Annotated in this window: 21 protein-coding genes; 7 read left to right on the plus strand and 14 right to left on the minus strand. The window is 73.3% G+C overall.

Features of this window, described 5'->3' with window-relative positions; translation table 11 throughout:
- The first annotated feature begins 67 nt into the window (after nt 1–67).
- Nucleotides 68–1,765, plus strand: a complete 1,698-nt coding sequence (locus ACFZAT_RS15110) for a threonine/serine exporter family protein (protein ID WP_391264404.1) — start codon at nt 68–70, stop codon at nt 1,763–1,765.
- Nucleotides 1,766–1,784: 19 nt separating this feature from the next.
- Here the strand turns inward: ACFZAT_RS15110 and ACFZAT_RS15115 are convergent, their stop codons facing one another.
- Nucleotides 1,785–2,489, minus strand: a complete 705-nt coding sequence (locus ACFZAT_RS15115) for a VTT domain-containing protein (protein WP_391264406.1) — start codon at nt 2,487–2,489, stop codon at nt 1,785–1,787.
- A gap of 100 nt (nt 2,490–2,589) precedes the next feature.
- Nucleotides 2,590–3,348: a TipAS antibiotic-recognition domain-containing protein gene (locus tag ACFZAT_RS15120; RefSeq protein WP_391264408.1), complete on the minus strand. Its 759-nt coding sequence runs from the start codon at nt 3,346–3,348 to the stop codon at nt 2,590–2,592.
- A 129-nt stretch (nt 3,349–3,477) separates the two neighbouring features.
- Between ACFZAT_RS15120 and ACFZAT_RS15125 the strand changes: the two genes are divergently transcribed.
- A complete protein-coding gene (locus ACFZAT_RS15125; RefSeq protein ID WP_391264410.1) occupies nt 3,478–4,752 on the plus strand; it encodes an ion channel protein in 1,275 nt (424 codons plus the stop codon).
- 159 nt (nt 4,753–4,911) lie between these two features.
- Nucleotides 4,912–6,336, plus strand: coding sequence for a glutamate decarboxylase (locus tag ACFZAT_RS15130; RefSeq protein WP_391265013.1), 1,425 nt, complete (start codon nt 4,912–4,914; stop codon nt 6,334–6,336).
- A gap of 20 nt (nt 6,337–6,356) precedes the next feature.
- On the opposite strand, the gene ACFZAT_RS15135 is transcribed toward ACFZAT_RS15130, so the two are convergent.
- The 5 genes from ACFZAT_RS15135 to ACFZAT_RS15155 all read right to left on the minus strand — a co-directional run bounded on the left by ACFZAT_RS15135 (nt 6,357) and on the right by ACFZAT_RS15155 (nt 11,247).
- Entirely contained in the window at nt 6,357–7,130 is a 774-nt protein-coding gene (locus tag ACFZAT_RS15135) for an ABC transporter permease (RefSeq protein WP_391265014.1), read from the minus strand.
- Between the two features lie 8 nt (nt 7,131–7,138).
- Nucleotides 7,139–8,083: an ATP-binding cassette domain-containing protein gene (locus ACFZAT_RS15140; protein WP_391264412.1), complete on the minus strand. Its 945-nt coding sequence runs from the start codon at nt 8,081–8,083 to the stop codon at nt 7,139–7,141.
- Nucleotides 8,084–8,159: 76 nt separating this feature from the next.
- A complete protein-coding gene (locus ACFZAT_RS15145) occupies nt 8,160–8,801 on the minus strand; it encodes a helix-turn-helix transcriptional regulator (RefSeq protein ID WP_391264415.1) in 642 nt (213 codons plus the stop codon).
- A gap of 70 nt (nt 8,802–8,871) precedes the next feature.
- On the minus strand, nt 8,872–10,329 hold the full coding sequence (locus tag ACFZAT_RS15150; protein WP_391264417.1) for an aldehyde dehydrogenase family protein: 1,458 nt from the start codon (nt 10,327–10,329) through the stop codon (nt 8,872–8,874).
- A 54-nt stretch (nt 10,330–10,383) separates the two neighbouring features.
- Complete coding sequence (locus ACFZAT_RS15155; protein WP_391264419.1) at nt 10,384–11,247, minus strand: Scr1 family TA system antitoxin-like transcriptional regulator; 864 nt, start codon at nt 11,245–11,247, stop codon at nt 10,384–10,386.
- Nucleotides 11,248–11,594: 347 nt separating this feature from the next.
- Between ACFZAT_RS15155 and ACFZAT_RS15160 the strand changes: the two genes are divergently transcribed.
- A complete protein-coding gene (locus ACFZAT_RS15160; protein ID WP_391265015.1) occupies nt 11,595–12,092 on the plus strand; it encodes an ATP-binding protein in 498 nt (165 codons plus the stop codon).
- A gap of 115 nt (nt 12,093–12,207) precedes the next feature.
- Here ACFZAT_RS15160 and ACFZAT_RS15165 read toward each other — a convergent pair whose 3' ends face one another.
- Entirely contained in the window at nt 12,208–12,444 is a 237-nt protein-coding gene (locus tag ACFZAT_RS15165) for a DUF397 domain-containing protein (protein WP_018102227.1), read from the minus strand.
- 249 nt (nt 12,445–12,693) lie between these two features.
- Here ACFZAT_RS15165 and ACFZAT_RS15170 point away from each other — a divergent pair, with 249 nt between their 5' ends.
- Nucleotides 12,694–13,197, plus strand: a complete 504-nt coding sequence (locus ACFZAT_RS15170) for a hypothetical protein (protein WP_391264422.1) — start codon at nt 12,694–12,696, stop codon at nt 13,195–13,197.
- 18 nt (nt 13,198–13,215) lie between these two features.
- Here the strand turns inward: ACFZAT_RS15170 and ACFZAT_RS15175 are convergent, their stop codons facing one another.
- The gene (locus ACFZAT_RS15175; protein ID WP_391264424.1) at nt 13,216–15,354 is read right to left on the minus strand and encodes an FUSC family protein; all 2,139 of its coding nucleotides are present in this window, start codon (nt 15,352–15,354) and stop codon (nt 13,216–13,218) included.
- 62 nt (nt 15,355–15,416) lie between these two features.
- Nucleotides 15,417–16,574, minus strand: coding sequence for a DUF2786 domain-containing protein (locus ACFZAT_RS15180; protein WP_391264426.1), 1,158 nt, complete (start codon nt 16,572–16,574; stop codon nt 15,417–15,419).
- Between the two features lie 116 nt (nt 16,575–16,690).
- Here ACFZAT_RS15180 and ACFZAT_RS15185 point away from each other — a divergent pair, with 116 nt between their 5' ends.
- Nucleotides 16,691–18,376 (plus strand): bifunctional 3'-5' exonuclease/DNA polymerase, encoded by a 1,686-nt coding sequence (locus ACFZAT_RS15185; RefSeq protein ID WP_391264428.1) that lies wholly within the window; start codon nt 16,691–16,693, stop codon nt 18,374–18,376.
- 102 nt (nt 18,377–18,478) lie between these two features.
- On the opposite strand, the gene ACFZAT_RS15190 is transcribed toward ACFZAT_RS15185, so the two are convergent.
- Together ACFZAT_RS15190 and ACFZAT_RS15195 are read right to left on the minus strand one after the other, a co-directional pair.
- On the minus strand, nt 18,479–19,360 hold the full coding sequence (locus tag ACFZAT_RS15190; protein ID WP_391264431.1) for a carbohydrate-binding protein: 882 nt from the start codon (nt 19,358–19,360) through the stop codon (nt 18,479–18,481).
- A gap of 119 nt (nt 19,361–19,479) precedes the next feature.
- Nucleotides 19,480–20,919, minus strand: a complete 1,440-nt coding sequence (locus ACFZAT_RS15195) for an alpha-lytic protease prodomain-containing protein (protein WP_391264433.1) — start codon at nt 20,917–20,919, stop codon at nt 19,480–19,482.
- A 206-nt stretch (nt 20,920–21,125) separates the two neighbouring features.
- Between ACFZAT_RS15195 and ACFZAT_RS15200 the strand changes: the two genes are divergently transcribed.
- Nucleotides 21,126–21,809 carry a phosphotransferase gene (locus tag ACFZAT_RS15200; RefSeq protein ID WP_391264435.1) on the plus strand — a complete coding sequence of 228 codons (684 nt, stop codon included), beginning with the start codon at nt 21,126–21,128 and terminating at the stop codon, nt 21,807–21,809.
- A gap of 142 nt (nt 21,810–21,951) precedes the next feature.
- Here ACFZAT_RS15200 and ACFZAT_RS15205 read toward each other — a convergent pair whose 3' ends face one another.
- Together ACFZAT_RS15205 and ACFZAT_RS15210 are read right to left on the minus strand one after the other, a co-directional pair.
- On the minus strand, nt 21,952–24,408 hold the full coding sequence (locus tag ACFZAT_RS15205; protein ID WP_391264438.1) for an FtsX-like permease family protein: 2,457 nt from the start codon (nt 24,406–24,408) through the stop codon (nt 21,952–21,954).
- Nucleotides 24,402–25,136 (minus strand): ATP-binding cassette domain-containing protein, encoded by a 735-nt coding sequence (locus ACFZAT_RS15210; protein WP_391264440.1) that lies wholly within the window; start codon nt 25,134–25,136, stop codon nt 24,402–24,404. Before ACFZAT_RS15210 ends, ACFZAT_RS15205 begins: the two co-directional genes overlap by 7 nt.
- Nucleotides 25,137–25,239 lie beyond the last annotated feature (103 nt).

A 25,239-nucleotide genomic window follows, 5' to 3' on the forward strand; every position in this document is an offset into this window, starting at 1 on the left:
CCTTGGGCGTGGCCATACTGGGCAGGAGTGCGGCCGAGGACGCGCAGCCGAGGAGGAACGAGGTCGAGTGGTGGCGGAACCGGGCGGTTTCGATGACGAGAAACCCCAGTCCGACGAGGCGCACAGCGCGTTCTCCTGGCCTGCCGGGACCGAACCGGCGGCACCGCCCGAGGAGGACCACCCGACTTCGGAGTTCGCCCTTCCGGAGGGGGTGACGCCCGAGTCCCCGGCCCCGGGTTCCGGTTCCGCTACGGGTTCCGCTTCCGGGTCCGAGACGACCGGTTCGGCGTTCGCCACGCCGAGCACGTACAGCTTCCGGGACTCCCCGCCCGCGTTCACCCCGGCGTACGGGGTGCCGATGGTCCGGCTGACCAAGGAGGCGCCCTGGCAGGACCGGATGCGCACGATGCTGCGGATGCCGGTCGCCGAGCGCCCGGCGCCCGAGCCGGTCCAGCGGCACGACGAGGACGCGGGGCCCCCGGTTCCGCGCGTGCTCGACCTGACGCTGCGTATCGGGGAACTGCTGCTCGCGGGCGGCGAGGGCGCCGAGGACGTCGAGGCGGCGATGTTCGCGGTGATGCGGAGCTACGGGCTCGACCGCTGCGAGCCGACCGTGACGTTCACCCTGCTGTCGATCTCGCACCAGCCGTCGCTGGTGGACGACCCGGTGACGGCGAGCCGTACGGTACGCCGCCGGGGCACCGACTACACGCGGCTCGCGGCGGTCTTCCGGCTGATCGACGACATCACCACGGCCGACGACGAGGTGTCGCTGGAGGAGGCGTACCGGCGGCTCGCGGAGATCCGGCGCAACCGGCACCCGTATCCCGGCTGGGTGCTCACGCTGGCCGCGGGCGGGCTGGCCGGGGCGGCGTCCGTGCTGGTCGGCGGTGGTCCGCTGGTGTTCGTGATCGCGGCGCTCGGGGCGATGCTCGGTGACCGGCTGGCCTGGCTGTGCGCGGGGCGCGGGCTGCCGGAGTTCTACCAGTTCGTGGTGGCGGCGATGCCGCCCGCCGCGATGGGCGTGGCGCTGACGCTGACGCACTGGTCGGACGTGCGGCCGTCGGCGGTGATCACCGGTGGACTGTTCGCGCTGCTGCCGGGGCGGGCGCTGGTGGCGGGCGTGCAGGACGGGCTGACCGGGTACTACATCACCGCCTCGGCGCGGCTCCTGGAGGTCATGTACTTCTTCATCGCGATCGTGACCGGGGTGCTGCTGGCCCTGTACGGGGGGCTTCAGCTGGGGGCGGAGCTGGACCCGGAGGCGCGGTTCATCACGCACGACCGGCCGGTGATCCAGATCTTCGCGTCGATGCTGCTGACCCTGGCCTTCGCGATCCTGCTCCAGCAGGAGCGGGCGACGGTGCTCGCGGTGACCCTGAACGGCGGTGTGGCCTGGATCGTCTACGGGGCGATGGCCCGGACGGGCAACCTGTCGGCGGTGGCCGCGACGGCCGCGGCGGCCGGGCTCGTCGGGCTGTTCGGGCAGTTGTTCTCGCGGTACCGCTACACCTCGTCGCTGCCGTACATCACGGCGGCGATCGGGCCGCTGCTGCCCGGTTCGGCGACGTACTTCGGTCTGCTGGGTGTCGCGCAGAACGAGCTGGACCGGGGCCTCGCCTCACTGTCCACGGCGGTGGCGACGGCCCTGGCCATCGCCATCGGGGTGAACCTGGGGAGCGAGATCTCCCGGCTGTTCATGCGGGTGCCGGGCGCGGTCGGCGGCGCGAACCGCCGCGCGGCCAAGCGGACGCGCGGCTTCTGACCTCAGGACCGTACGGCGCTCAGCGCTTGGCGTGGCGCCCGCGGCGGCCGGCGGACGGGTCCTGCGGGGGCACCTCGCCGGTGCCCCCGGCGGGGCCCTCCTTCTTGGCCTTGCTGCGGGCGCGCAGGAACTCGATGGCGATCGGGATCACCGAGATCAGCACGATCAGGACGAGCATCGCCTCGATGTTCTTGTGGACGAATTCGACGTTGCCGAGGGCGGCGCCGAGCAGGGTCACGCCGACGCCCCAGAGGACGCCGCCGATCACGTTGAACACGATGAACGAGCGGTAGTTCATCCGGCTGACGCCCGCGATGATCGGGGTGAACGTCCGCACGATCGGCACGAAGCGGGCCAGGATCAGCGACTTCGGGCCGTGCTTCTCGAAGAACTCGTGGGCCTTCTCGACGTTCTCCTGCTTGAAGAGGCGGGAGTCCGGCCGGCTGAAGAGCGAGGGGCCGACCTTGCGGCCGAAGAGATAGCCCACCTGGTCGCCGATGATCGCGGCCAGCGCGACCAGGACGCAGACCAGCCAGAGCGGGGTGTGCAGCTTGTCGCTCGTGACCAGCAGGCCCGTGGTGAACAGCAGGGAGTCACCGGGCAGGAAGAAGCCGATGAGCAGCCCGGACTCGGCGAAGACGATGACCAGGACGCCGGCCAGGCCGAACTGTCCGATGAGATGGTCCGGGTCCAGCCAGCTCGGTCCGAGCGCAAGCGTATTCAAGGGTCCGGGCTCCAGGATGAGGTCGATGGACGGCTGCGTGGCCGCCCCAAGCTATCAACGCCCCGGGACGGCCCCGGGTTCCACCCGCCTCCGTGACCGTTTACGCCCGGCGGCGCGCGTTCGCCCCGATCGCGTCGCGCAGGTGCTCGGCGAGGCCCGGGCGCATGGACTCGTAGAACGCCTTGAACTGGGGATCGGCGACGTACATCTCGCCGAGGCCCCGGTGGATCTCGTAGGTGCATTCGTAGTACCAGGTGCGGATGTGGAGCCGGTGCTCCTCGGCGAGGTCCATGGCGCGCTCGCCGTCGGCCGGCTCGCCGGCCTCCATCAGCGCGTCGTAGCGCTCGCCCCAGGAGGCGACCTCGGCGTTGATCCGCTGCCAGTCCTCCTTGGTGTAGCCGGCGGTGCGGCGCTGCGACTCCGCGTAGGTGTCGGTACCGCCCCAGCGGCGCTCGGCCTCCTCGGCGTACTGGCCGGGGTCCTTGTCGCCGAAGACCTCGAACTTCTCCTCGGGAGTGAGGTTGATGCCCATCCTGTGTGCCTCCATCGCTGTCTCTACGGCGGCGGCCATCCGCTGGAGCTCCGCGATCCGGTGCGACAGCAGCGCGTGCTGGCGGCGCAGGTGCTCCTGCGGGTCCGCGTCCGGGTCGTCGAGCAAGTCCGCGATCTCGTCCAGCGGGAAGCCGAGCTCCCGGTAGAAGAGGATCTGCTGCAGCCGGTCCAGATCGGCGTCGTCGTAGCGCCGGTGGCCCGCGTGGCTGCGCCCGCCCGGTGAGAGCAGGCCGATGGTGTCGTAGTGGTGCAGGGTGCGCACCGTGACCCCGGCGTAGCCGGCGACCTGTCCCACGGAGTGCTCCATGGCTCCCCGCTCCTTCCTGTGTGGGTACGGGTACGAGCCTCCGCCCTCACGCCGCGTGAGGTGCAAGTCCCGCCGGGCATCCGCCCTTTTTGAAGGGTTTTACGGCTTTCGCGTCGCTATGGTGTGCCGATGCCGACCGATTCCGCCGTCGCCGCCGAGCCCGCCCCCGCCCGCCGGCTGCTCACGCTCATCGTGCCCGCCCTGGCCGTGGGCGTGGTCTCGGCCCTGGTCCTGCTCGGGATCAGCCTGCTCGCGGAGCGGCTCCAGGACGTGCTGTGGGAGACGCTGCCCGACGCGCTGTCCGTGGGCCGGTACTCCTCGCTGTGGATGATCGTGATGCTCACGGTCAGCGGCCTGGTGGCCGGCCTGGTCATCCGCGCCGCGCCCGGCCACGCCGGCCCGGACCCGGCGACCACGGGCCTCGTCGAATCGCCGCTGCCGCCCCTGGTGGTGCCCGGCATCCTCGTGGCCGCCGTCATCACCCTGGCGGGCGGGGTCAGCCTGGGCCCGGAGAACCCGATCATCGCGGCCAACATCGCCCTGGCCGCCTGGGCCGGCCGCCGGATCGCCCCGGAGGCACCCGGCGAGCTGTGGCTCGCGCTCGCCGCCGCCGGCACCATCGGCGCCCTCTTCGGCACCCCGGTCGCCGCCGCCCTGATCCTCACCGAGACGCTGGCCGCCGCGCCGGGGCCCGGTGCGCTCTGGGACAAGCTGTTCGGGCCGCTCGCGGCCGGGGCCGCCGGATCGCTCACCATGACGCTGGCCGCCCACCCCAGCTTCGACCTGTCGCTGCCCCGCTACACGCACACCGGCTGGGGGGACCTGCTCGCCGCCCTCGTGATCGCCTCCGCCGGGGCGGTGCTCGGCCTCGCGGCGGTGTACGCGTTCCCGCTGGTCCACCGCTTCTTCCGGGCCCTGCCGCATCCGGTGCTCGCCCTGACCCTGGGCGGCCTCGCGCTCGGGCTGCTCGGGGCGCTCGGCGGGCACCTGACCCTGTTCAAGGGGCTGGACGAGGTGAAGACGATCGCCGCCGATCCGGACGGCTGGTCGGCCGCCGAGTTCGGGAAGATGGCCGTGGTGAAGACGGCGGCCCTGGTGATCGCCGCGACCTGCGGCTTCCGGGGCGGCCGGATCTTCCCGGCGGTGTTCTCGGGCGTCGCGCTCGGCCTGTGCGCCCATGCCCTCGTGGACGGGGTGCCGGTGGCGCTGGCGGTGACGTGCGGGGTGCTGGGCGTCCTGCTGGCCGTCACCCGGCAGGGCTGGCTGAGCCTGTTCACTGCGGCGGTCCTGGCCTCGGACACGGCCCTGCTGCCGGTGCTGTGCGTGGCGTCGCTGCCCGCCTGGCTGCTGGTCACCGGCCGCCCGCTGATGCAGCTGCGCGAGGACGGTGCGCCGCTGCGCTGAGCGGCGGCGGCGCACCGGGCGCGTCCACACCGGACGGGCCGCACCGGGCCGGGGGCCCGCGCACCGGACGGACCAGCATTGGGTGTCACCCGCGCAAGCGGTCCGTATCGTCAGATTTGTCCGGTCTCGCGGGCGCGAGCCGAGAAGGGCAGGTCCGTGATGCCGCTCCACCGGGGCTCCGCGCACGACGGCGAACCGTCGGCCAAGCAGCGCAAGCTGGCGCTCAACCCGTTCTACGGAGTCGCCGACCCGGTCGCCGGAATGGAGGCGGCGCCGCCCCGGCACCGGATGCCGGACGGACCGCTGCCGCCCCACACCGCGTACGGGCTCGTCCACGACGAGCTGATGCTGGACGGCAACTCGCGGCTCAACCTCGCCACCTTCGTCACCACCTGGATGGAGCCCCAGGCCGGGGTGCTGATGGGCGAGTGCCGCGACAAGAACATGATCGACAAGGACGAGTACCCGCGCACCGCCGAGCTGGAGCGGCGCTGTGTGGCGATGCTCGCCGACCTCTGGCACGCGCCCGACCCCTCGGCGACCGTCGGCTGTTCCACGACCGGGTCCAGCGAGGCGTGCATGCTCGCCGCGATGGCGCTCAAACGCCGCTGGACGGCCAAGAACGCCGACCGCTACCCGGCGAGCGCCAAGCCCAACCTCGTGATGGGGGTGAACGTGCAGGTGTGCTGGGAGAAGTTCTGCACGTTCTGGGAGGTCGAACCGCGCCTCGTCCCCATGGAGGGCGACCGCTTCCACCTCGACCCGCGGGCCGCCGTGGAACTGTGCGACGAGAACACCATCGGCGTCGTCGGCATCCTCGGCTCCACCTTCGACGGCAGCTACGAGCCCATCGCCGAGCTGTGCGCGGCCCTGGACGACCTCCAGGAGCGCACCGGTCTCGACATCCCCGTCCACGTCGACGGGGCCTCCGGCGCCATGGTCGCGCCGTTCCTCGACCCGGACCTGGTGTGGGACTTCCGGCTCCCCCGGGTCTCCTCGATCAACACCTCCGGCCACAAGTACGGCCTGGTCTACCCCGGCGTCGGCTGGGCGCTGTGGCGCTCGCCCGCCGAACTGCCCGAGGAGCTGGTCTTCCGGGTGAACTACCTGGGCGGCGACATGCCCACCTTCGCGCTGAACTTCTCCCGGCCCGGCGCCCAGGTCGTCGCGCAGTACTACACCTTCCTGAGGCTGGGCCGGGAGGGCTACCGGGCCGTGCAGCAGGCGGCCCGGGACGTGGCGACCGGGCTGGCGGAGAAGATCGAGGAGCTGGGCGACTTCCGGCTGCTCACCCGGGGCGACCAGCTCCCCGTCTTCGCGCTCACCACCAAGCCGGAGGTGACGGCGTACGACGTCTTCGACGTGTCACGGCGACTGCGCGAGCGCGGCTGGCTGGTTCCCGCGTACACCTTCCCCGCCAACCGGGAGGACCTGTCCGTGCTCCGGATCGTGTGCCGCAACGGCTTCTCCTCGGACCTGGCGGAACTGCTCCTGGAGGACCTGCGCCTCCTGATGCCCGAACTCCGCGCCCAGCCGCGCCCGCTGACCCGGGACCAGAACGCGGCGACCTCCTTCCACCACTGAGCCGGCGGCCCCTCGGCGCCTCACCGGCCGAGCGCGGCGAACCGCCGTACCGCCAGCGGGAAGAACACCGCGAGCAGCGCCAGCGGCCACACCACCGCGAGCAGTCCGGCGTGGCCGGCGGCCCAGGAACCTCCGGCGGCGCCCGGGTTGCCGAACAGGTCGCGCACCGCCGTCGCGGTGGCCGACATCGGGTTCCACTCGACGGCGGCGCCCAGCGGGCCCGGCATGGTCTCCGGCGCCGCGAACACATTGGAGAGGAAGCCGACCGGCCAGACCAGGATCTGCACCGCCTGCACCTTCTCCGGGCGCCCGGCCACCAGCGCCAGCAGGATGCCGAGCCACAGCATCGCGAACCGCAGCAGCAGGAGCAGCCCCACGGCCCCCAGCGCGGCGGCCGTCCCCTCGTGCCACCGCCAGCCGACCGCGTAACCCGCCGCCCCCATCACCAGCAGCGCGGCGGCCGACTGGAGCATGTCCGCGACGGCCCGGCCGACCAGCACCGCACCGGACGCCATCGGCATCGAGCGGAACCGGTCCACGACGCCCTTCTCCAGGTCACGGGTGACCGCGAGCATGGTCGACTCCAGGCCGAAGGCCATGGTCAGCGCCAGCATGCCGGGCACCAGATATTCGGCGGTCTCCCCCTCGACCCCGCGGCCGCCGCCGACCAGATAGGTGAACATCAGCAGCAGCATCACCGGGAACGCCAGGCCCACCACCACCTGCGCCGGCTGCCGGGCCCAGCGGGCCAGCTCGCGCCGGGTCATCGTCCAGGAGTCGGACACCGCCCACATCGCCGCGCTCACGCCGCCACCGCCCTTTCGTCGCCGCTGCCCGTCAGGGCCAGGAAGACCTCGTCCAGCGTCGGCCGACGCAGCGCGATGTCCTCCGCCTCGATGCCCGCGTCGGCGAGCGCCCGCACCGCCCCGGTGAGCACCGCCATCCGGTCCGCCGCCGGTGCTCCGACGGTGCGCCGGTCCGGATCGGTGACCGTGCCGCCGTCGAGCAGGGCGGCCGCGCGGGCCAGCTGGGCCGCGTCGCGCACGACGATGTCGATGCGGTCGCCGCCGACCCGGGCCTTCAGCTCGTCGGGCGTGCCCTCGGCGGCGACCCGGCCGCCGTCGATCAGCGAGACGCGGTCCGCGAGCCGGTCGGCCTCCTCCAGATACTGCGTGGTCAGCAGGACGGTCGTGCCGCCGCCGACCAGTGAGCGGACCGCGGCCCACACCTCGGCCCGGCCGCGCGGGTCGAGCCCCGTCGTCGGCTCGTCCAGGAAGAGCACCTCGGGGTCCGTGATCAGCGAGGCCGCCAGATCCAGCCGCCGCCGCATACCACCGCTGTAGTCGCGCACCGGCTTGCGGCCCGTGTCCGACAGGCCGAACCGGTCGAGCAGGGCGTCCGCCCGGGCAGCCGCCCGGCGTGCCCCCAGGTGGTACAGCCGGCCGAACATCTCCAGGTTCTGCCGCCCGGCCAGTTCCTCGTCCAGGGCCGGGTGCTGGCCGAGGAGCCCGATCCGGCGCCGCACCTCGGCCGGGCGCCGCCGTACGTCGTGCCCCGCGACCTCGGCCCGGCCCTCGTCGTACCGCAGCAGGGTCGACAGGATGCGGACCGCCGTGGACTTCCCGGCCCCGTTGGGACCGAGCACGGCGTGCACGGTCGAGCGGCCGACCGTCAGATCCAGTCCGTCCAGGGCATAGGTCCCTCCGTAGCACTTGCGCATTCCCTCGACCACGATCGCGTCCCGCAACGCAGCACACCCCCTAGTAGTCAAACTTGACTAGCGCAACAAAGGTAAGCGGGTCCGCGTCATTCGTCAAACTTGATTAGTGAGCGTCCCCCGGGTCCTGGACCCCGGTCGCGTACGGGTTCTCCTCACCCTCCGCGAGGACGGCGACGAACGGGTCGCCCTCGCCCGCGAAGACGTAGGCGCCGGCCTCGATCCGGGCGATCAGGCCGCGCGTCCACTCCGCGCCCGCGTCCGCCGAGTGCACCCAGAAGTTCATGACCTCGCCGATGTGGCCCAGCTGCTCCGGACCGTCCTCGGGGAGGTAGTGCTCGGTGACGGCGGCGCGCCAGGACGCGAGGTTGTTCAGGCGCTCGCGGAGCAGGGCCACCGCCTCGGCGCGTTCCAGGTCGACGATGAAGCCGATGCCCGCCGAGAGGACGTCCATCCGCTGGTCGTACGAGGTGAGCGAGGCGCGCAGCAGGGCGAAGTACTCCTCGGTGCCGCGCCCCGTGATCTCGTACTCGATGCGCGGCGGTCCGCCCGCGGTGCTCGGGGCCACCTCGTGGGCGAGGAGCAGGTCCTGCTTCGCGAGCTGCTTCAGCGCGTGGTAGACGGAGCCGGGCTTGGCGTTGGACCACTCGTGGGCGCCCCAGTACTCCAGGTCGTTGCGGACCTGGTAGCCGTGGGCCCGGCCGTGCTGGCGCACGGCGCCGAGGACCAGCAGCCGGATCGCGGACATGCCCTCCACCTCTCTGGTCAACCGGTCGACCAGCCTAGCGGGCGGTGTCCGGCCGGATCAGAAGGCGAGGTCAGAAGGGGAAGACGCTGCGGCCGTGCTGGACGGAGATCCACTTCTGGGTGGTGAACGCGTCCACCGCCGCGTCCCCGTTCATCCGGCCCAGACCGGAGTCCTTCTCGCCGCCGAACGCGATGCCCGGGTCGTCGTGCACGGTGGAGTCGTTGACGTGGAACATCCCGCTGCGGATGCGCTGGGCGAAGCGGACGCCCCGGCCGGTGCGCGCGGTGTGCACGGCGCCGCTGAGGCCGTACGGACTGTCGTTGACGATCCGGACCGCCTCGTCCTCATGGTCGAAGGGCACCAGCAGCGCGACCGGGCCGAAGATCTCCTGGTGCAGCAGCGGGGAGCCCTCGGGCAGCCCGGTGAGCACGGTCGGCTCGACCAGATTGCCGCGCACCCGTCCGCGCACCGGCGCCTCGGCGCCCTCGGCGAGCGCCTGGTCGACCAGGGCTGCCAGCGAGTCGGCGTGGAAGGTGTTGATGACGGGGCCGATGTGGGTGTCGGGCTCGCGCGGGTCGCCGGTCCTGAGGGCGGCGACGCGGGCGCAGAACTTCTCGGTGAACTCGTCGGCCACCGCGCGGTCCATCAGGATGCGGTTGGCGGCCATGCAGACCTGGCCGGAGTAGATGAACCGGCTGAAGACGGCGGCGTCGACCGCGTAGTCGATGTCGGCGTCGTCGAGCACCACCAGGGCGCTGTTGCCGCTGAGTTCGAGGACGGTCCGCTTGAAGAGGGCTCCCGCGGTGGCGGCGACATGGCGGCCGACCCGGTCCGATCCCGCGAAGGAGATCACCTGGGGCACGGGGTGCTCGATGAACGCGTCGCCTATCTCGGCTATGTCGGTGACGACCACGTTGAGCAGCCCGGCCGGCAGCCCGGCCTCCTCGAAGATCCTCGCGACGAGCCCGCCGCCGACCACGGGCGAGTTCTGGTTGGCCTTCACGACGACCGCGTTGCCGAGGGCGAGGGCCGGTGCGACCGACTTCATCGTCACCAGGAGCGGGAAGTTGAAGGGACTGATGACACCGACGACCCCGACCGGCAGCCGGTAGAGGAGGTTCTCCCGGCCGTCCGCGGCGGAGGGCAGGATGCGGCCCTCCGGCGAGAGCGCCTGCCGGGCGGCCTCGCGCAGGAACTCCTGGGTGAGGCTCAGCTCGTACGCGGCCTTGGTGCGGGTGCCGCCCAGCTCGTCGATGATCGCTTCGGTGATCTCGTCGGCCAGCTCCTCGGTGACGCGCAGCGCGCGCTCCAGGACCTCCCGGCGGCGGTACGGACTGGCCGCCGCCCATTCGCCCTGCGCGCGCTCGGCGGCGCGGTAGGCGCTGTCCACCTCGGCGGCGGTGGCGATGGTGATCGCGGCGAGCTTCTCGCCGTTGTACGGATTGAAATCGATGATGTCCCAGGAGCCGGTCCCCGTCCGCCATTCACCGTCGATGTACTGGCCGGCCAGCTCTTGGAAGAAGGACATGCGATCCCTTAACTCAGGTGCAGACTCCTGTAGGAGTGTCATCGTACTGAAAATTCAGGAGAGTTGGAGAAGTCCTCGGAGCAGGTCACGACTCTCCTCCGGGTCCGGGCTCTCCTCGTGGAGACGCGTCATCGCCTTTTCGTACTGGGCGACTTCCTCGTCCTTGTCCAGATAGAGCGCACTGGTCAGCTGCTCCAAATACACGATGTCCGACAGATCGGATTCCGGGAATCGCAGCATGGTGAACGATCCGCTCTCACCGGAGTGCCCGCCGAAACTGAACGGCATCACCTGGAGGGTGATGTTCGACTGTTCCGACATATCGATCAGATGCCGCAATTGCGCCCGCATCACTTCGCGGCCGCCGTACGGGCGACGCAGCGCCGCCTCGTCCAGTACGGCGTGGAAGTGGGGCGCCCGTTCGGAGACGAGGACCTTCTGCCGTTCGAGGCGCAGGGCGACGCGGCGCTCGATCTCGGCGGGGGGCGCGCCGCGCATGCCCCGGGAGACGACCGCGTGGGCGTAGTCCTCGGTCTGGAGCAGCCCGTGCACGAACTGGACCTCGTAGATACGGATGAGCGAGGCCGCACCCTCCAGACCGACGTACGTCTGGAACCAGCCGGGCAGTACGTCCCCGTAACTGTGCCACCAGCCCGCCACGTTGGCTTCACGGGCCAGGGCGAGAAGGGAGTCGCGCTCCGCCTCGTCCGTGACGCCGTAGAGCGTGAGCAGATCCTCGACGTCCCTGGCCTTGAAGCTCACCCGTCCCAACTCCATGCGGCTGATCTTCGATTCGGAGGCCCGGATCGAGTAGCCGGCCGCCTCGCGCGTGATGCCTCGCGAGTCACGCAGTCTCCTGAGCTGAGAGCCCAGGAGGATGCGCCGCACCACGGACCCACTCGACTCGCCTGCCGCCACTGGTCCCAACCCTCCCCATCGCTTCCTGGCACCGAGGCTCCCCCTGAACCCCAAGAGCCGGATTCTGCCATCAAAACGCTTCGCCCCGTACTCATTCGATTACGGAAATGGGAAGAGCTTGGGAAGACGCCGAAACCGTGGCGGGGAAGAAATGAGCAAGAACCGGACGGCGTCGGACAGGTCCGGCGCGTGCACGTGCATCTGCCCTTGCATCTGCTGTGCGCATTCGGAACCATGGAGCCCGCGCACCTGCGTTCTCGTTCGTGTTGTGCCGCTGTCGCCGGTACGGAGTACCGGTCCAGCCGCGATTCCCGGGAGTGCCTCGCATGGGGACGAATGGATCGACGATGCTCGAGCCGTTACGGCAGGGGCTTCCTCCCATCGACCCCTCGGCCGTCTCCGGGTCGGCCACCTGCACCCTGCCACCGCACTACGAAGCAGTCGGCGGAGCACGGCAGTTCACCCGCGCCACGCTGGGAGGATGGGGCCTGAGCGAGCGCTTCGACGACGTCGCGCTCGTCGTCTCCGAACTGGTCACCAACGCCCTGCGGCACGCCCTGCCGGCCGACACCCCGCGTGAGCCCCAGGAGCCGCCCGTACGGCTGCACCTGATGCGCTGGACCTCGCGGCTGGTGTGCGCGGTGCGCGACCCGAGCCAGGCGAGCCCGGTCGCCTCCGAGGCGGCGGACTCCGCCGAGTCGGGGCGGGGGCTGTTCCTGGTGGAATCCTTCAGCGACTGCTGGGGCTGGCACCCCTCCCCCGCACTGACCGCCGAGAGCGCGCCGGGCGCGGCTCCCCGGGGCAAGGTCGTCTGGGCACTGTTCAGACTGACCGACCCGGTGTGACGGGGGCCGTGCGACCGGCCGGCGCATCGCGCGACACACCGCCCGAGGGCCGGACACCGCTGATTCCCCGCGGAGTCCGGCCCTCCGTGGTGTACGGGAGCGCCCTGCCCGGCCGTCAGCCCACCAGGTGGTCGAACTCGCCGTCCTTCACACCGAGGAGCAGCGCCTCTATCTCGGCGGGTGTGTAGACCAGCGCCGGCCCGTCGGGGTGGCGCGAATTACGCATCGCCACATCTCCGTCGGGCAGTTTCGCGAACTCCACGCAGGAACCCTGGGAGTTGCTGTGTCTGCTCTTCTGCCAGACGACTCCGCGAAGCTCTGTGGCCGCCATGCCGTTGTACACGTGGTGCACAGGACGCTCCCCGAGTTGCAAGGTGCAAGTGTCAACTGTCCCGGATCATAGCTGTGTTCAATTTCTGGTGCATGAGCGGATGCACGGGCGGATGCACGTGCACGCGGGGTGTCGCCGTGATTACAGCCCTCGCCGACAGAGACGTATGAACGGCCTCTCCGGCTCCCGATTCCGGGAGTTGACTTCTCGGCGCCTCGCGCGACCCACTGGTAGCTTGGATGGCCATTCGTCTTCCAGGGGGAATTCCACATGCACAAAATCGCACGTACCGGCGCAGTCCTCGCCGCCGGTCTGCTGGCCGCGCTCGCGCTCACCGGTTGCGGAAGCGACGGGGACAAGGGCGACTCGGGCAAGGATTCCGGGCCCAGCGCGAGCCCCACGGCGGGCGGGAGCGACGCGTCCTCCGGGACGGACGGCGGCTCCGCCGGGGACGCGAAGGCGCTGGAGGGCGCCTGGGCGGGCCAGACCGACGGCGAGCCGGTGGTGCTGTCCGTAGCCGCCGCGAAGGCGTTCGTCGTCGCCGACGACCATGTCTGCTCGGGAACCGTCTCGGGCGAGGGCAAGCCGGCCCTGGAGCTGAAGTGCGCCGACGGCGACACCGCCCGGATCACGGGGGAGGTCGAGTCCAACGACGGCAAGACCGTCGTCATCGCGTGGGGCAGCGGGAAGAAGGACACGCTGGAGAAGACCGACGCGGACGCGCTGGAGAACATCCCCGACCTACCCGGCATGTCGGACCTGCCGACGCCGTGACGTCGTGACATCGCGGGGTCACGAGGTCAGGCCCCGCGAGAAGTCCTCCAGCACGTCGAGGACCAGGGCCACGTTGTTGCGGACGAGTCCGGCCCCGGCGGAGGGCGGCGCACCGCCCTCCGCCGCCTCCTCCTCGCGCACCCGGCACTCCGCCTCCCAGCGCTCCAGCGCCTCCCGCACCGGCGTCCAGTCCGGCACCCGCCGCTCCCGCACCGCCTTGGCGCCCCGGTCCGTGGCCCGGCGCAGCGCGTCGGCCAGCGCGGCGGCTCCCGGCACGGGCTCGGCCGCGCGGCGCGGGATGTGGGCCTCCAGGAGCATCGCGACCCGGCCGAGCTGGGCCAGGGAGTGCTGGGTGGCGTCGGCGGCGGCGTGCGAGAGGCCCCGGTGGCGCACCGGTTCGTGCCGGGCCGTCGCCACCGCCTCCTGCCAGGCGACCCGGGCCTCGCGGGTGGCGAGGAGGGCGCGCCGCACATCGCCCTGGCCGCGTTCGGCCGGGTCCGCGTACTGGTCGACGACCGCGGCCGCGTACCGGCCGTCCGCCTTCAGCCAGTCGCCGAGCCGGGTCCGCAGGCGCGGGGTCTCCCAGGCCGGGTAGACGGCGTACGAGATCATCGCGAGCAGTCCGCCGGCCAGGGTGAGGAGCACCCGCTCGAACACCGTCTGGGACAGGTCGTCGCCGGCCATGCCGAGCAGGAAGACGACATACGCGCCGACGCACGCCTGGGCGACCGCGTAGCCGGTCCGCATCAGCAGGTACATCAGCAGGGCGCAGACCACGGCGAGGGCGGCGAGCGGTCCGGTGCCCGGGTGCGCGGCCTCCACGATCGCGGAGGCGAGGAAGACGCCGACGAGCGTTCCGCCGAACCGGGCGACCGCGCGCGAGTACGTCTGGGAGAACTCCGGGCGCATCACCATCACCGCCGCCAGGGGCGCCCAGTAGCCGTGCCCGAGCGGCAGCAGGCGGCCCAGGAGGTATCCGACCGCGGCGACCGCGGAGAGCCGGATCGCGTGCCGCAGGATCGGGGAGCCGTGGTGCGCCTCGCGGCGCATGGCCCCGACGATGACCGGCACGAGGTGCAGCAGTCCGGGGCGCCGGTGGTGCTCGGCGGGCAGCCGGCTCTCCTTGATGGCGTCGGCGGCCTCCTCGGCCCCGGCCCGCTCCTCCTTGGTGCCGTCGCCCTCGGCGGCCTCGATGACGTCGGAGAGCAGGGCGGCGAGCCGGTCGGCGGCGCGCAGCGGTGGCCCGGTGAGCAGGGCCCCGGTGTCGGGAGTCCTCAGCGCGGCGACGGCCGGGGCGGGCAGCTTGACCGGGTCGCCCTTGCGAATCGCCCGGGCGGCCGCGTCGAGCAGCGATCCGGCGGCGGCCAGCAACTCGCGGACGCGGTCGCGCTCGGGGCCCTCGGCGGGCACGCCCATGGCCGGGTCCGCCAGCGAGGCCAGGACGGGCCTGATGCGTTCGGCGACCCCGCGTGAGCCGTGCAGTTCGGCGGGGCGGCGGCGGGCCTCGCGGGCGGTGACGGCGGCGGCCCGGCGCGCGAGCATCAGGGGCACCGGGTCGAAGTGGGCGACCGGGTCGTGGCGCAGCCGCCGGGCGTAGTCGGCCTCGGCGGCCAGCGCGTCGGCGAGCGCGTCGCGCTGGGCGCCCCATCTGCGGATCGGGAAGAGCACGATCAGCGCCGCCTGGACGACCCCGCCGAACATGATCATCGCGCCGTGCAGGGCCGCCTGGGCGGCGGAGGTCGGCAGGGTGATGGTCACGAGCATGATCGCGACGTTGGACGCGGCGATGATCCCGCCGGTCGGGCCCGCCGCCCAGGCCAGTCCGGCGAGGAAGGTCCAGATCACCAGGAGGACCACGAAGAGCAGGAGATGGGTGCCCGTCACATAGCCCACGAAGGTGGACAGGCCGAGGCTGACGCCGGAGACCAGGGCGAGCACGGGGCGGGGGCGCCAGCTGCGCTGGAAGGTGGCGATGGCCGCCTGGAACGCGCCGAACGCGGAGCTGGCGGCGACCACCGGTCCGAACAGGGCGAGGCTGACCCCGATGACCAGGGCGAGCCCCGCCGCGCCGCGCACCGCGATCAGCGGTTCGAGGCGGCGCCGCTCGATCTTCAGGCCGGAGCGGGCGGTCTCCTTCAGCGCCCGGAGCCAGCTCATGTGCCGAGCCTAACCGGAATAACCGTTTTGCCCGAGTTGTAGTTCTTGCGGCCGCAGAGCCCTCAGCGCCTGATGCCCCGCGGCTCCTCTCCCATCCGGGCCCGGTCCGCCGCCTCCGTGCCGTGCGTCCAGCCGTCCAGGTCCGTCGCGCCCCTGACCCGGGTGGTCGTGGTGCGCGGGAACATCTGGCCGGCGGCCTCGGTGACCGCCAGGTCGCGGGCGGCGAGCACCGGGAGCAGCGCGGCACCGGCGGCCGTGTCGCCCTCCGCCTCGGCCGTGGCGCGGGCGGTGCCGTCGGCCAGGCGGCTGCCCAGGCGCTGGGCGTACGCCAGCAGGAAGGACTGCCGGAACGTCTTGGTCCGCTTACGCCCGCCGGCCCGCTGGCCCGCCTCCGCGCGGGTCATCGCGGCCGTGCCCTGGACGAGCAGCGAGGTGTGGAGCAGTTCGACGGCCTCCAGGTCCGCCTCGAAGCCGACGACCGTGGTGAAGCCCAGGTCGCTGTTCCACACGGCCCGGCAGCGGTTCGCCGAGGCCACCGCGTCGAGCAGGATCGCCTTGGCCGTCTCGTACGGGGCGTCCACGCCGATCCGGCAGGCGCCGGGGGTGCGGTCGCCGTGGGTACGGGCGGCGAGCAGGGCCTCGTCGATGCTGTGCCGGGCCATCAGCTCCTGCGCCTTGGTGGTCAGCGCCTCGGCCTCCTCCGGATAACCGGTCGCCTCCGCCTTCGCGAGCAGGGCGCGGATACGGGTCAGCATGCGGGGTTCACCGGCGGCGGGCGGCCGGGTCAGGGCCTCGCGCGCCGCGCCCGGCGGGGGCCCGACGGGCTCGATGGCCGGGAGGGCGAGCAGCAGCCGGCAGAGGGCGAGGAACGCGGAGGCGTACGAGAACCGGTCGGGCCGGTTCGCGGGCGGCGCGGCGGGCAGCTCGTCCAGCTGGGACCGCCAGCGCGGCGGCAGCCCGTCGTAGCGGCGGACCTCGGAGGCGATCAGACCGGCGGCCAGGCCCGCCGCGTGCTCGTCCAGATCGCGGCGGACGAGGCGGACGACGTCGGCGGGGAGCCAGCCGCGCTCCCAGGCCCGGCGGACGAACTCCTCGCCCCGGCGCACCAGCTCCGCTTCGGACTCCGGGGCGGCGGCGAGCAGCGAGGCGCCTGCGTCGAGACCGGCGTCGCCCTCCGTGTAGAGGGCGGCCGCGAACGCCCGGTCGATCACCGATTCCATGAGGTCAGCGTAAGCAAGCCCCGTCCACAGCGGTCTCCACAGGCTGTGGATATCGAACGCGCGCACGAAACGCGGGCTTCCGGCCGCTGTCAGTGCCGGGTGCCAGACTCGGCCGTATGACCGAACGCTGGGCGCTGGCCGTCACGGAGGGCGGGGGCGCGCGCCTCGCCCCGCTGGACCGCTCCGGCCGGCCGGCGGGCCCGGCCCTGACCGAGCCGGACCTCGCGCGGGCGGTCCGCTCCCGGCCGGACGTGACCCGCTGGGTGTGGCGCTCGACGGCCGAGATCTACCCCCGGCTGCTGGCGGCCGGGGCGCGGGTCGAGCGGGCCTACGACGTGGAGGCCGCCGAGTCCCTGCTCCTCGGCCACGAGGGACGGCTCGGCGAGCCCCGCTCGGCCGCCGCCGCGCTCGCCCGGCTGCGCGGCGGCCCGGTGCCGCCGGATCCGCCGCCCCGGTCGGCGGAGCCCGGCTCCCAGTCCTCCCTGTTCGAGCCGCCGTCGGGCCCGGAGCTGCCGTTCGAGGCGCTGACCGAGGTGTACGCGGCACAGCTCGCGCGGCACGACGCGACGGACCGGCCGGACCGGATGCGGCTGCTGACGGCCGCCGAGTCGGCGGGGATGCTGGTGGCCGCCGAGATGAACCGGACGGGCCTGCCCTGGCGGGCCGACGTCCACCGCGAGGTGCTGCGCGAGCTGCTCGGCGAGCGGTACGCGGGCGGCGGCGAGCCTCGCCGCCTCGCGGAGCTGGCCGACGAGGTGTCCGCCGCCTTCGGGCGCCGGGTCCGCCCGGATCTGCCGGCCGATGTGGTGCGGGCGTTCGCGCGGGCAGGGATCAAGGTCCGCTCCACACGCCGCTGGGAGCTGGAGTCCCTGGACCATCCGGCGGTCGCGCCGCTCGTCCAGTACAAGAAGCTGTACCGGATCTGGACCGCGCACGGCTGGGGCTGGCTCCAGGACTGGGTGCGCGACGGCCGCTTCCGCCCCGAGTACCAGCCGGGCGGGACGGTCACCGGGCGCTGGACGACCAACGGCGGCGGGGCGCTTCAGATCCCCAAGGTGATCCGGCGGGCCGTCGTCGCGGACGAGGGGTGGCGCCTGGTCGTCGCGGACGCCGCGCAGATGGAGCCGAGGGTGCTGGCCGCGATCTCCCGCGATCCGGGCCTGATGGAGGTCGCGGGCCACGAGGGCGACCTCTACACCGCGCTGTCCGACCGCGCCTTCCACGGCGACCGCGACCACGCCAAGATCGCGCTGCTCGGTGCCGTCTACGGGCAGACGTCCGGGGACGGCCTGAAGAATCTGGCGGCCCTGCGCCGCAGGTTCCCGCGCGCGGTCGCCTATGTGGACGACGCCGCGAAGGCGGGCGAGGAGGGCCGTCTCGTACGCACCTGGCTGGGCCGGACCAGTCCGCCGGCGGCCGGGCACGGGGAGGACGAGGAGGCGGGCATCCCGCAGGAGGAGGACGGGGCGCGCGCGGACCACACGCCCGGTTACGCCTCGTCGGACGCGCGGGCGCGCGGCCGGTTCACGCGGAACTTCGTGGTCCAGGGCAGCGCGGCGGAGTGGGCGCTGCTGCTCCTGGCGGCGCTGCGCCGGGCGGTCGCCGCCGCCGGGCTCCGGGCCGAGCTGGTCTTCTTCCAGCACGACGAGGTGATCGTGCACTGCCCGCTCGCGGAGACGGACGCGGTCGTGGCGGCGCTCCGGGAGGCTTCCGGGGTCGCCGGTCTGACGGCCTTCGGCGAGACACCGGTGCGCTTCCCGTTCACCACGGCGGTGGTGGAGCGCTATTCGGACGCGAAATGACGGCGAAACGGCCCGAGCCGAACCCCCTCCGGCTCGGGCCGTGCGCCGTACGCGCCCCGGGGAGAGAGCCCGGGGCGCGTGGGCGCGGCGGTGACGGCCGCTTCAGCGGTCTGCTGTCTGCCCGCGTTCCCACAACGCGGGGACATTCGGCGGCTCCCAGCCGGTCAGGGCGGTGTGAGCCTGCAGACAGCGGTAGGCGGCCCCGCCGTAGGTGACGCGGTCTCCCGCGGTGTAGGACGTCCCGGCCGCCCAGGTGCCGCCCGGGGTGGTCGGCGGGTCGGTCGGGTCCGTGGGCGGATCGGTCGGGTCCGTGGGGTCCTGGGCGACGTCGAGGACGAAGTCGAAGGTGCCCTCCTTGCCGGAGCCGACCGCCCGGACGTTCATCAGCAGCGCCGCGTCGTACAGCATGTCGGTGCTGTTGCGCGGCTCGCCCGGGAAGTAGAGCTGGGTGGTGAGGATGCCCGAGCCGGGGGCCTGGGCCTTCACATGGATGTGCCGGGTGCGGCCGGGATAGAGGCCGGGCACGATCGTGGTGAGCGTGAACGCGCCGTTCCGGTCGGTGAACTGGTGGCCGCGGAAGTTGAATCCGCTCATGTCGTACGCGCCGTTGGTGTCGGCCTGCCAGAAGTCGAGCAGTACGCCGGGGATCGGGCGGCACTCGCGCCCGAAGACGTAACCGCTGACGGTGAGCGGGACGCCGGGCGTCGACGAGGTCACCAGGCTGGTGCGGAGCGGGGAGGCGGGCTTGAAGTACGGGCCCTCGATCTGGTCGTGCGTCGGCTCGTCGCCGTCGTCGCAGTCCGGGGTGGGGGCGAGCGGGGCGCCGCTCGCCCCGGTGTCGCGGGCCAGCGCCACCCCGCCGCCCGCGAACAGCGGCACGGCGGTGGCCACGAGTGCCGCCTTGAGGAGTGACTTGCGGCTGATGGCCGGACCGCCTGCGGCTTCGACGGCGGGCTCGTTGCTCTCGGGGGATGCGGGGGGCATGGCTGACGGACTCCTCGGGGTGGTGGGGGAAGGGGTACGTGCGCGGTGCGGGGGCCCGGGGCGGTGTCGGCCGCCCCGGACCCGTTCCTCGATCGCCGGAGGGGGTGGTGCGGGGGTGCTTACACGGCCTGCCAGAGGGCGGGGACGTTCGGCGGGGTCCAGCCGGGCTGCGCCTGGTGACCCTGGAGGCAGCGGTAGCTCGCCGAGCCGTACGTCACCACGTCACCGGCCGCGTAGGTGGTGCCGGCCGCCCAGGTGCCGCCCGGGACGGTCGGCGGGTCGGTCGGGTCCGGCGGGGTGGTGGAGCCGTTGGTGACCAGCGTCAGTCCGTACGCCTGGAGCGCCGGGTTCAGCGGCTGGAAGTAGGTCACCCCGCCCTGCGAGCAGTTGCCGGTGCCGCCGGAGGTGACGCCCTGGGCCTGGCTGCCGGAGAGGAACGAGCCGCCGGAGTCGCCGGGTTCGGCGCAGACGTTGGTCCGGGTCACCCCGGAGACGGTGCCCTCCTGGTAGGTGACGCTGCTGTTGCGCTGCTGGACGGTGCCGCAGTGCCAGCCGGTGGTGGAGCCGGAGCGGCAGACCGACGAGCCCTCGATCGCCTCGGTGGAGCCGGTGACCGTCACGTCGCCGTTGCCGTAGCCGTTGACCAGCGGGCGCGGGGTCCAGTTGGTGTTGGTGGCGACCCAGGAGTAGTCGCGTCCGGGGAAGGTGGAGCCCTGGAAGGAGCCCTGGGCCTGCTGGTTGTAGCCGCTGGTGGAGACGCCCGGCGTGCCGCAGTGCCCGGCGCTGACGAAGCCGCCCTGGGTGCCGCGCCTGACGGGGAAACCGATGGAGCAGCGGCCCGAGCCGTTCATGTAGTACGCGTCGCCGCCGCGCAGGTCCGTGAAGGTGCGGGGCCGCTCGCTGGACCGGGCGACCGTCACCAGGTCGCGGGAGACGCCGGCCTTCGCGAGGAACGCGTCGGCCGCGGACGCCTTCCCGGCCTGGACGACGACGCGGTTGCTGCGTACGTCGACGTACCAGGCGGGCACGTCCTTCGGCGCGGTGCGCAGCGCGACCGCGTCCAGGGCGGCCTTGGCGGAGTCGAGTTCGGCGAGGCTGTGCCCGACGACCTCGGCGCGGGCGCCGGCCTTCGCGATGCGGGCGGCGTCCGAGGCGTCGGTGGTGGCGACGGTCAGGGCCGCGTCGGCACCGCTGACCCGGGCGCCGGCGAACCGCTCGCCGAGCGAGTACCGCAGCCCGGCGGTGAGGGCGGCGGCCCGGGACTCGCCCGCGATACGGCCACGGGCCTCGGCGGCGGTGAGTCCGAGGTCCCGCTGCATGGCCTTCAGCAGACCGGGCGGGAGCTGGGCGGAGCCCTCGGCGGGGGTGGAGGCGGGGTCGGCGGACGCGGTGCCGGTGGGGGCGGTGGAGGCGGGGTCGGCGGACGCGGTGCCGGTGGGGGCGGTGGAGGCGGGGTCGGCGGACGCGGTGCCGGTGAGACCGGCGAGCGCGAGCGCGCCGACGGCCACGGTGGCGGTACACGCGGCCAGGGCGCGTCTGCGGAGCGGGGATCTCTCCACGGAACTCTCCTTGGGTTCGGGGGAATCGCTTCGGCGCGATCGCTGCGGGGAGCGCTCGGGGAGAAGCGTTTCGGGGGAATCGCCGCCAAGGTAGCCGCGTACACGTCAGGTTCAGCAGATCCCGTCCGCCCCATCGCGCCGCGTTATGGGGCACCGCGGCCGGGCCCGAACTCCCTTTGTATACGGGGCGCGAGTAGGTTCCCCTCATGCGAATAGGCCAACTGCTGGGCAGCGGACGCAATGCGGACGTGTACGAGCTGGACGAGGCGTGGGTGCTGCGGCGTTACCGCGACGGGATGGACGCGTCCCGGGAACTCCCCGTGATGTCCTACCTGTCTGCCTCCGGCTACCCGGTGCCCCGGCTGGGCCCGCTGCCCCCGTCGGCCGGTGCCGGCGATCTGGTCCTCCAGCGCCTGCACGGTCCGACGATGCTGGAGTCGCTGATGTCCGGGGCGGTCGGCGCCGAGGAAGGCGCGGATCTGCTGACCGGACTCCTCACCGAGCTGCACTCCGTACCGGCCAGGCTCTCGCCCCACCCGGAGGACCGGGTGCTCCACCTGGACCTGCATCCGGACAACGTGATGCTGACGGCGGACGGGCCCGTGGTAATCGACTGGAGCAACACCGAGGAGGGCCCGCCCGCCCTGGACCGGGCCATGTCGGCGCTGATCCTGGCGCAGGTGGCGGTGGACCCCGGACACCCGGCGGCGGCCGGGGCCCGGGAACTGGTCACCGCCCTGGTGCCTCGCCTGGCCTCCGACGACGGCATCCCCGCACTCCACCTCGCCGACGCGGCCGCCCGGCGCGCCCTCAACCCGACGATGAGCCCGGCCGAGAGGGGCCTGATCGACGAGGCGGCGGCCCTGGTCGCCGCCCTCTCCGGCCGCTAGGGCCTTTCGTTTGGATCAGGCTGGATCAGGTAGCGGGGCGTGGTGCGTGCGGCTGCAAGGCGGAGGAGGCCGACGACGCGGCAGACGCGCGTGCCACGCCCCGCGAGCCCAGCATGATCCAAACGAAAGGCCCTAGCCGGGCCTACTCCCGCGCCCCGGCGAGCTCCACCGGCGGAGTGCGCAGGGCCAGCCGGGCGGGCAGTACGGCGAAGGCCACCGCGAGCGCCGCGCTCACCGCCAGCACCAGGCCGACCGCCTCCCACGGCACGACGACCGCCGCCGGGACGTCGAGCCGGCCGAGCGCGGCCCGTACGCCGAGCAGGTTCAGCGCGGCCACCGCCCCGCCGAGCCCCGCGCCCACCGCGACCACGGCCAGTGCCTCGGCTCCGGCCAGCCGCAGCACCTGCGCCTTCGTCGCCCCGGCGAGGCGCAGCACGGCGAAGTCGCGGACCCGGTCCGCGGTGGCCATGACCTGGGTGTTGGCGAGGGCGATCCCCGTGTAGACCAGGGCGATGGCGAGGATCATCAGCAGCCCGGTCCGGGTGGAGCCGCCGCCCCGCACCTGGGTCGCGGCCCACTGCTCACGGGTCAGCACCTCGGTGCCGGTGGCCCGCCCGGCGGCGCGCAGCCCGCGTTCGACGGTCTGCCGGTCGGCCCCGGCGCGTACGGCGATCCCGACGCGGTCGACGGGGGCGCCGGCCGCGTTGTGCGGGGTGAGGTAGACGCCGTTGTCGCCGGTGCCGGCGGCGAGCACGGCCGCGATGCGGAGGGTGACCTCGCGGCCGTCACCGAGCCAGACCCGGACGCGCTCGCCGACTCGGTGGGTCTCCCACTCCTCGTTGACGACGATCGAGCGGTCGTCCAGCCCGGCGAGCCGGCCGGCGACCACGGGCAGCGCGGACACGGCGGCGAAGTCGGCCGGGTCCACCGCCCGGGCGTCGGAGCGGATGAGGGCGGTGCCTTCTTCGAGCACGGTGACGGAGGTGGCGCGCGAGGCGCTGACCTCGGCGCCCGGGACGCGGCGGGCGCGATCGGTGAACTCCCGCAGGACACCGGAGCGCTCCTTCAGGGCCACGAAGTCAGCTGTCACCCGGCCGCGTGCCTCGGCCGCCTTCGCCGCGTCGATCGTCGCCTTGGTGCCCATCAGCGACGCGGCCAGGGCGACGGTGACCAGCACGGGCGCGGCGACGGCCGCCGTCCGGCGCAGCCCGGCCGAGGCGTTCTCCCGGACCAGGAGGCCGGTGGCGCCCGGCAGCCGGGCGGGCAGCCAGGCCAGGAGGCGGATCGCGGGGCGCACCAGGACGGGCGCGAACAGGGCGCATCCGGTGATCAGGAGCATCGGCTGAGTGGTGTACGTCTTGCGCTTGAGGAGCCCCGCCGGATCCTGGACGAGCCCGAGCACCACGAGCACCGCCCCGGTGAGCAGGACGGCGGCGCCCAGCACCACGCGTACCGGCGGCATGGCGCCGCTGTCCACGGCGGCGTCGCGCAGGGCCTCGGCCGGGCGGACCCGTCCGGCGCGGTGCGCGGCGGCGACGGCTCCGGCGAGGGCGACGGCGAGTCCGGTCCAGAAGGCGGTGTGCAGCGGCCATTTCTGGTCCCCGATGGCGAACCAGGCCGGGGCGAGACCCTGGCCGACCATCCAGGAAGCGAGCCGGGGTGCCCCGGAGAGCCCCAGCCGGCAGCCCGCCGCCGAGGCGAGGACGCCGACGAGTGCGGCCTCCGCGTACACCAGACGGCGCACCTGGCCGGGCGTCGCGCCCGCCATCCGCAGCAGGCCGAACTCGCGGCGGCGCTGGGCCACGGCGAAGGAGAACGTCGAGGCGACGACGAACACGGAGACGAAGGCGGTGATGCCGGCGGCGGTGCCCAGCAGGGCGTTGACGGAGACCAGGGCCTCGGCGTCCCGGTCCGGGTCGGGGTCGGCCCTGCGCCGTTCGCCGCCCGTGAGGACGTCGAGGCCGGAGCCGACGGCGGCGCGCACGGCGGCCGGGCCGGCGTGCACCACGACGGCGTCGATGTCCGGGGAGAGCCGGGCGGCCTCCGCCTCGCCGAAGAACACGGCACGCTCGAAGGGGACGGGGCGCACGGTCCCGGTCACCGTCCAACGCCCCTTGCCCGTAGGCGTGGTGAGGGTGATCCGGTCCCCCACGGCGCCCTCCCCCGCCGCGACCACGACCTCGCCGGACGCGGCGGGCGGCCGACCGGACAGCAGCCGGTACGGGGTCGCGGCGGCGACCGCCCAGGGATGGCCGACCGCCCCTCCGGATCCGTTCCCCGCCGACACCGGGAACGTGCGGTCCACCGTCGTGCGCCCCAGTCCCGCGAGCCGCGCGACGACGGCGGCCGGGACCGGCCGGGGATCGGTGAGCTTCTGCGTACGGACGCCGATCGGGGTGCGTACGCGCACCTGGTCCGCGCCCCGCACCACCACCGGCGCCGCCGCGAACCGTTCCGGCGCCTGGTCCGGGCCGTCGAAGGTCGCGGCGAGGGCCAGCCCGGTCGTGGCGATGATGCCGACGCCGAGGGCCAGCGCGAGGAAGGAGCCGACGAGGGTGACCCAGCGGGTCCGTATGCCCTGGAGCACGAGCTTCAGCACGGGACGGCCCCCATCCGGGTCATCCGGGCCGCGATCTCCTCGGCCGCCGGGGCCTGCAGTTCGTCGCGCACCCTGCCGTCCGCGAGGAACAGCACCCGGTCCGCGTAGGAGGCGGCGACCGGGTCGTGCGTCACCATGATCACGGTCTGGCCGTCGTCCGCCATGGTCCGCAGCAGCGTCAGCACCTCACGGCCGGTCGCGGAGTCCAGCGCGCCGGTCGGTTCGTCGCCGAACAGCACATCGGGCCGGGTGACCAGCGCACGGGCCAGCGCCACCCGCTGCTGCTGGCCGCCGGACAGCTCGCCGGGGCGGTGCCCGGAGCGCCCGCCGAGGCCCACCCGGTCCAGCACTTCGAGGACGTCGGCGCGCTTCGGGCGGCGGCCCGCGAGTCTGAGCGGCAGGGCCACGTTCTGCTCGGCGGTGAGGGCGGGGAGCAGGTTGAACGCCTGGAAGACGAAGCCGATGCGGCTGCGGCGGAGCAGGGTCAGCCGGCGCTCGCCGAGCCCGGTCAGCTCCGTCTCGCCGAGGAACACCTGTCCGGCGGTGGGGCGGTCGAGACCGGCGGTGCACTGGAGCAGGGTGGACTTGCCGGAGCCGGAGGGGCCCATGACGGCGGTGAAGGAGCCTCGGGGGATGTCCAGGCTGACCGCGTCGAGCGCGGTGACGGCACCGGATTTCCCGGCGTAGGACCGGGTGACCGAGCGGAGTCGGACGGCTGCGTGATTCATGCCCTCAGCCAACCGCCGCCGGGCGTCCGGCACATCGCAGCGGTTTCCACTTCCGAGGTGGAGCTATCTCTACCTCAGAAGTGGAAACCGCTGGGTGGTCCGG

The sequence above is a fragment of the Streptomyces sp. NPDC008163 genome, assembly GCF_042956885.1.
Taxonomy (GTDB): domain Bacteria; phylum Actinomycetota; class Actinomycetes; order Streptomycetales; family Streptomycetaceae; genus Streptomyces; species Streptomyces drozdowiczii_A.

Bases quoted from the DNA above. Each gene is read 5' to 3' on its own strand.
- ACFZAT_RS15175 (WP_391264424.1), bottom strand. From the start codon at position 15,354: ATGAGCTGGCTCCGGGCGCTGAAGGAGACCGCCCGCTCCGGCCTGAAG.
- ACFZAT_RS15210 (WP_391264440.1), bottom strand. From the start codon at position 25,136: ATGAATCACGCAGCCGTCCGACTCCGCTCGGTCACCCGGTCCTACGCC.
- ACFZAT_RS15160 (WP_391265015.1), top strand. From the start codon at position 11,595: ATGCTCGAGCCGTTACGGCAGGGGCTTCCTCCCATCGACCCCTCGGCC.
- ACFZAT_RS15135 (WP_391265014.1), bottom strand. From the start codon at position 7,130: ATGTGGGCGGTGTCCGACTCCTGGACGATGACCCGGCGCGAGCTGGCC.
- ACFZAT_RS15190 (WP_391264431.1), bottom strand. From the start codon at position 19,360: ATGCCCCCCGCATCCCCCGAGAGCAACGAGCCCGCCGTCGAAGCCGCA.
- ACFZAT_RS15185 (WP_391264428.1), top strand. From the start codon at position 16,691: ATGACCGAACGCTGGGCGCTGGCCGTCACGGAGGGCGGGGGCGCGCGC.
- ACFZAT_RS15145 (WP_391264415.1), bottom strand. From the start codon at position 8,801: ATGTCCGCGATCCGGCTGCTGGTCCTCGGCGCCGTGCGCCAGCACGGC.
- ACFZAT_RS15120 (WP_391264408.1), bottom strand. From the start codon at position 3,348: ATGGAGCACTCCGTGGGACAGGTCGCCGGCTACGCCGGGGTCACGGTG.
- ACFZAT_RS15180 (WP_391264426.1), bottom strand. From the start codon at position 16,574: ATGGAATCGGTGATCGACCGGGCGTTCGCGGCCGCCCTCTACACGGAG.
- ACFZAT_RS15125 (WP_391264410.1), top strand. From the start codon at position 3,478: ATGCCGACCGATTCCGCCGTCGCCGCCGAGCCCGCCCCCGCCCGCCGG.
- ACFZAT_RS15200 (WP_391264435.1), top strand. From the start codon at position 21,126: ATGCGAATAGGCCAACTGCTGGGCAGCGGACGCAATGCGGACGTGTAC.
- ACFZAT_RS15130 (WP_391265013.1), top strand. From the start codon at position 4,912: ATGCCGCTCCACCGGGGCTCCGCGCACGACGGCGAACCGTCGGCCAAG.
- ACFZAT_RS15170 (WP_391264422.1), top strand. From the start codon at position 12,694: ATGCACAAAATCGCACGTACCGGCGCAGTCCTCGCCGCCGGTCTGCTG.
- ACFZAT_RS15150 (WP_391264417.1), bottom strand. From the start codon at position 10,329: ATGTCCTTCTTCCAAGAGCTGGCCGGCCAGTACATCGACGGTGAATGG.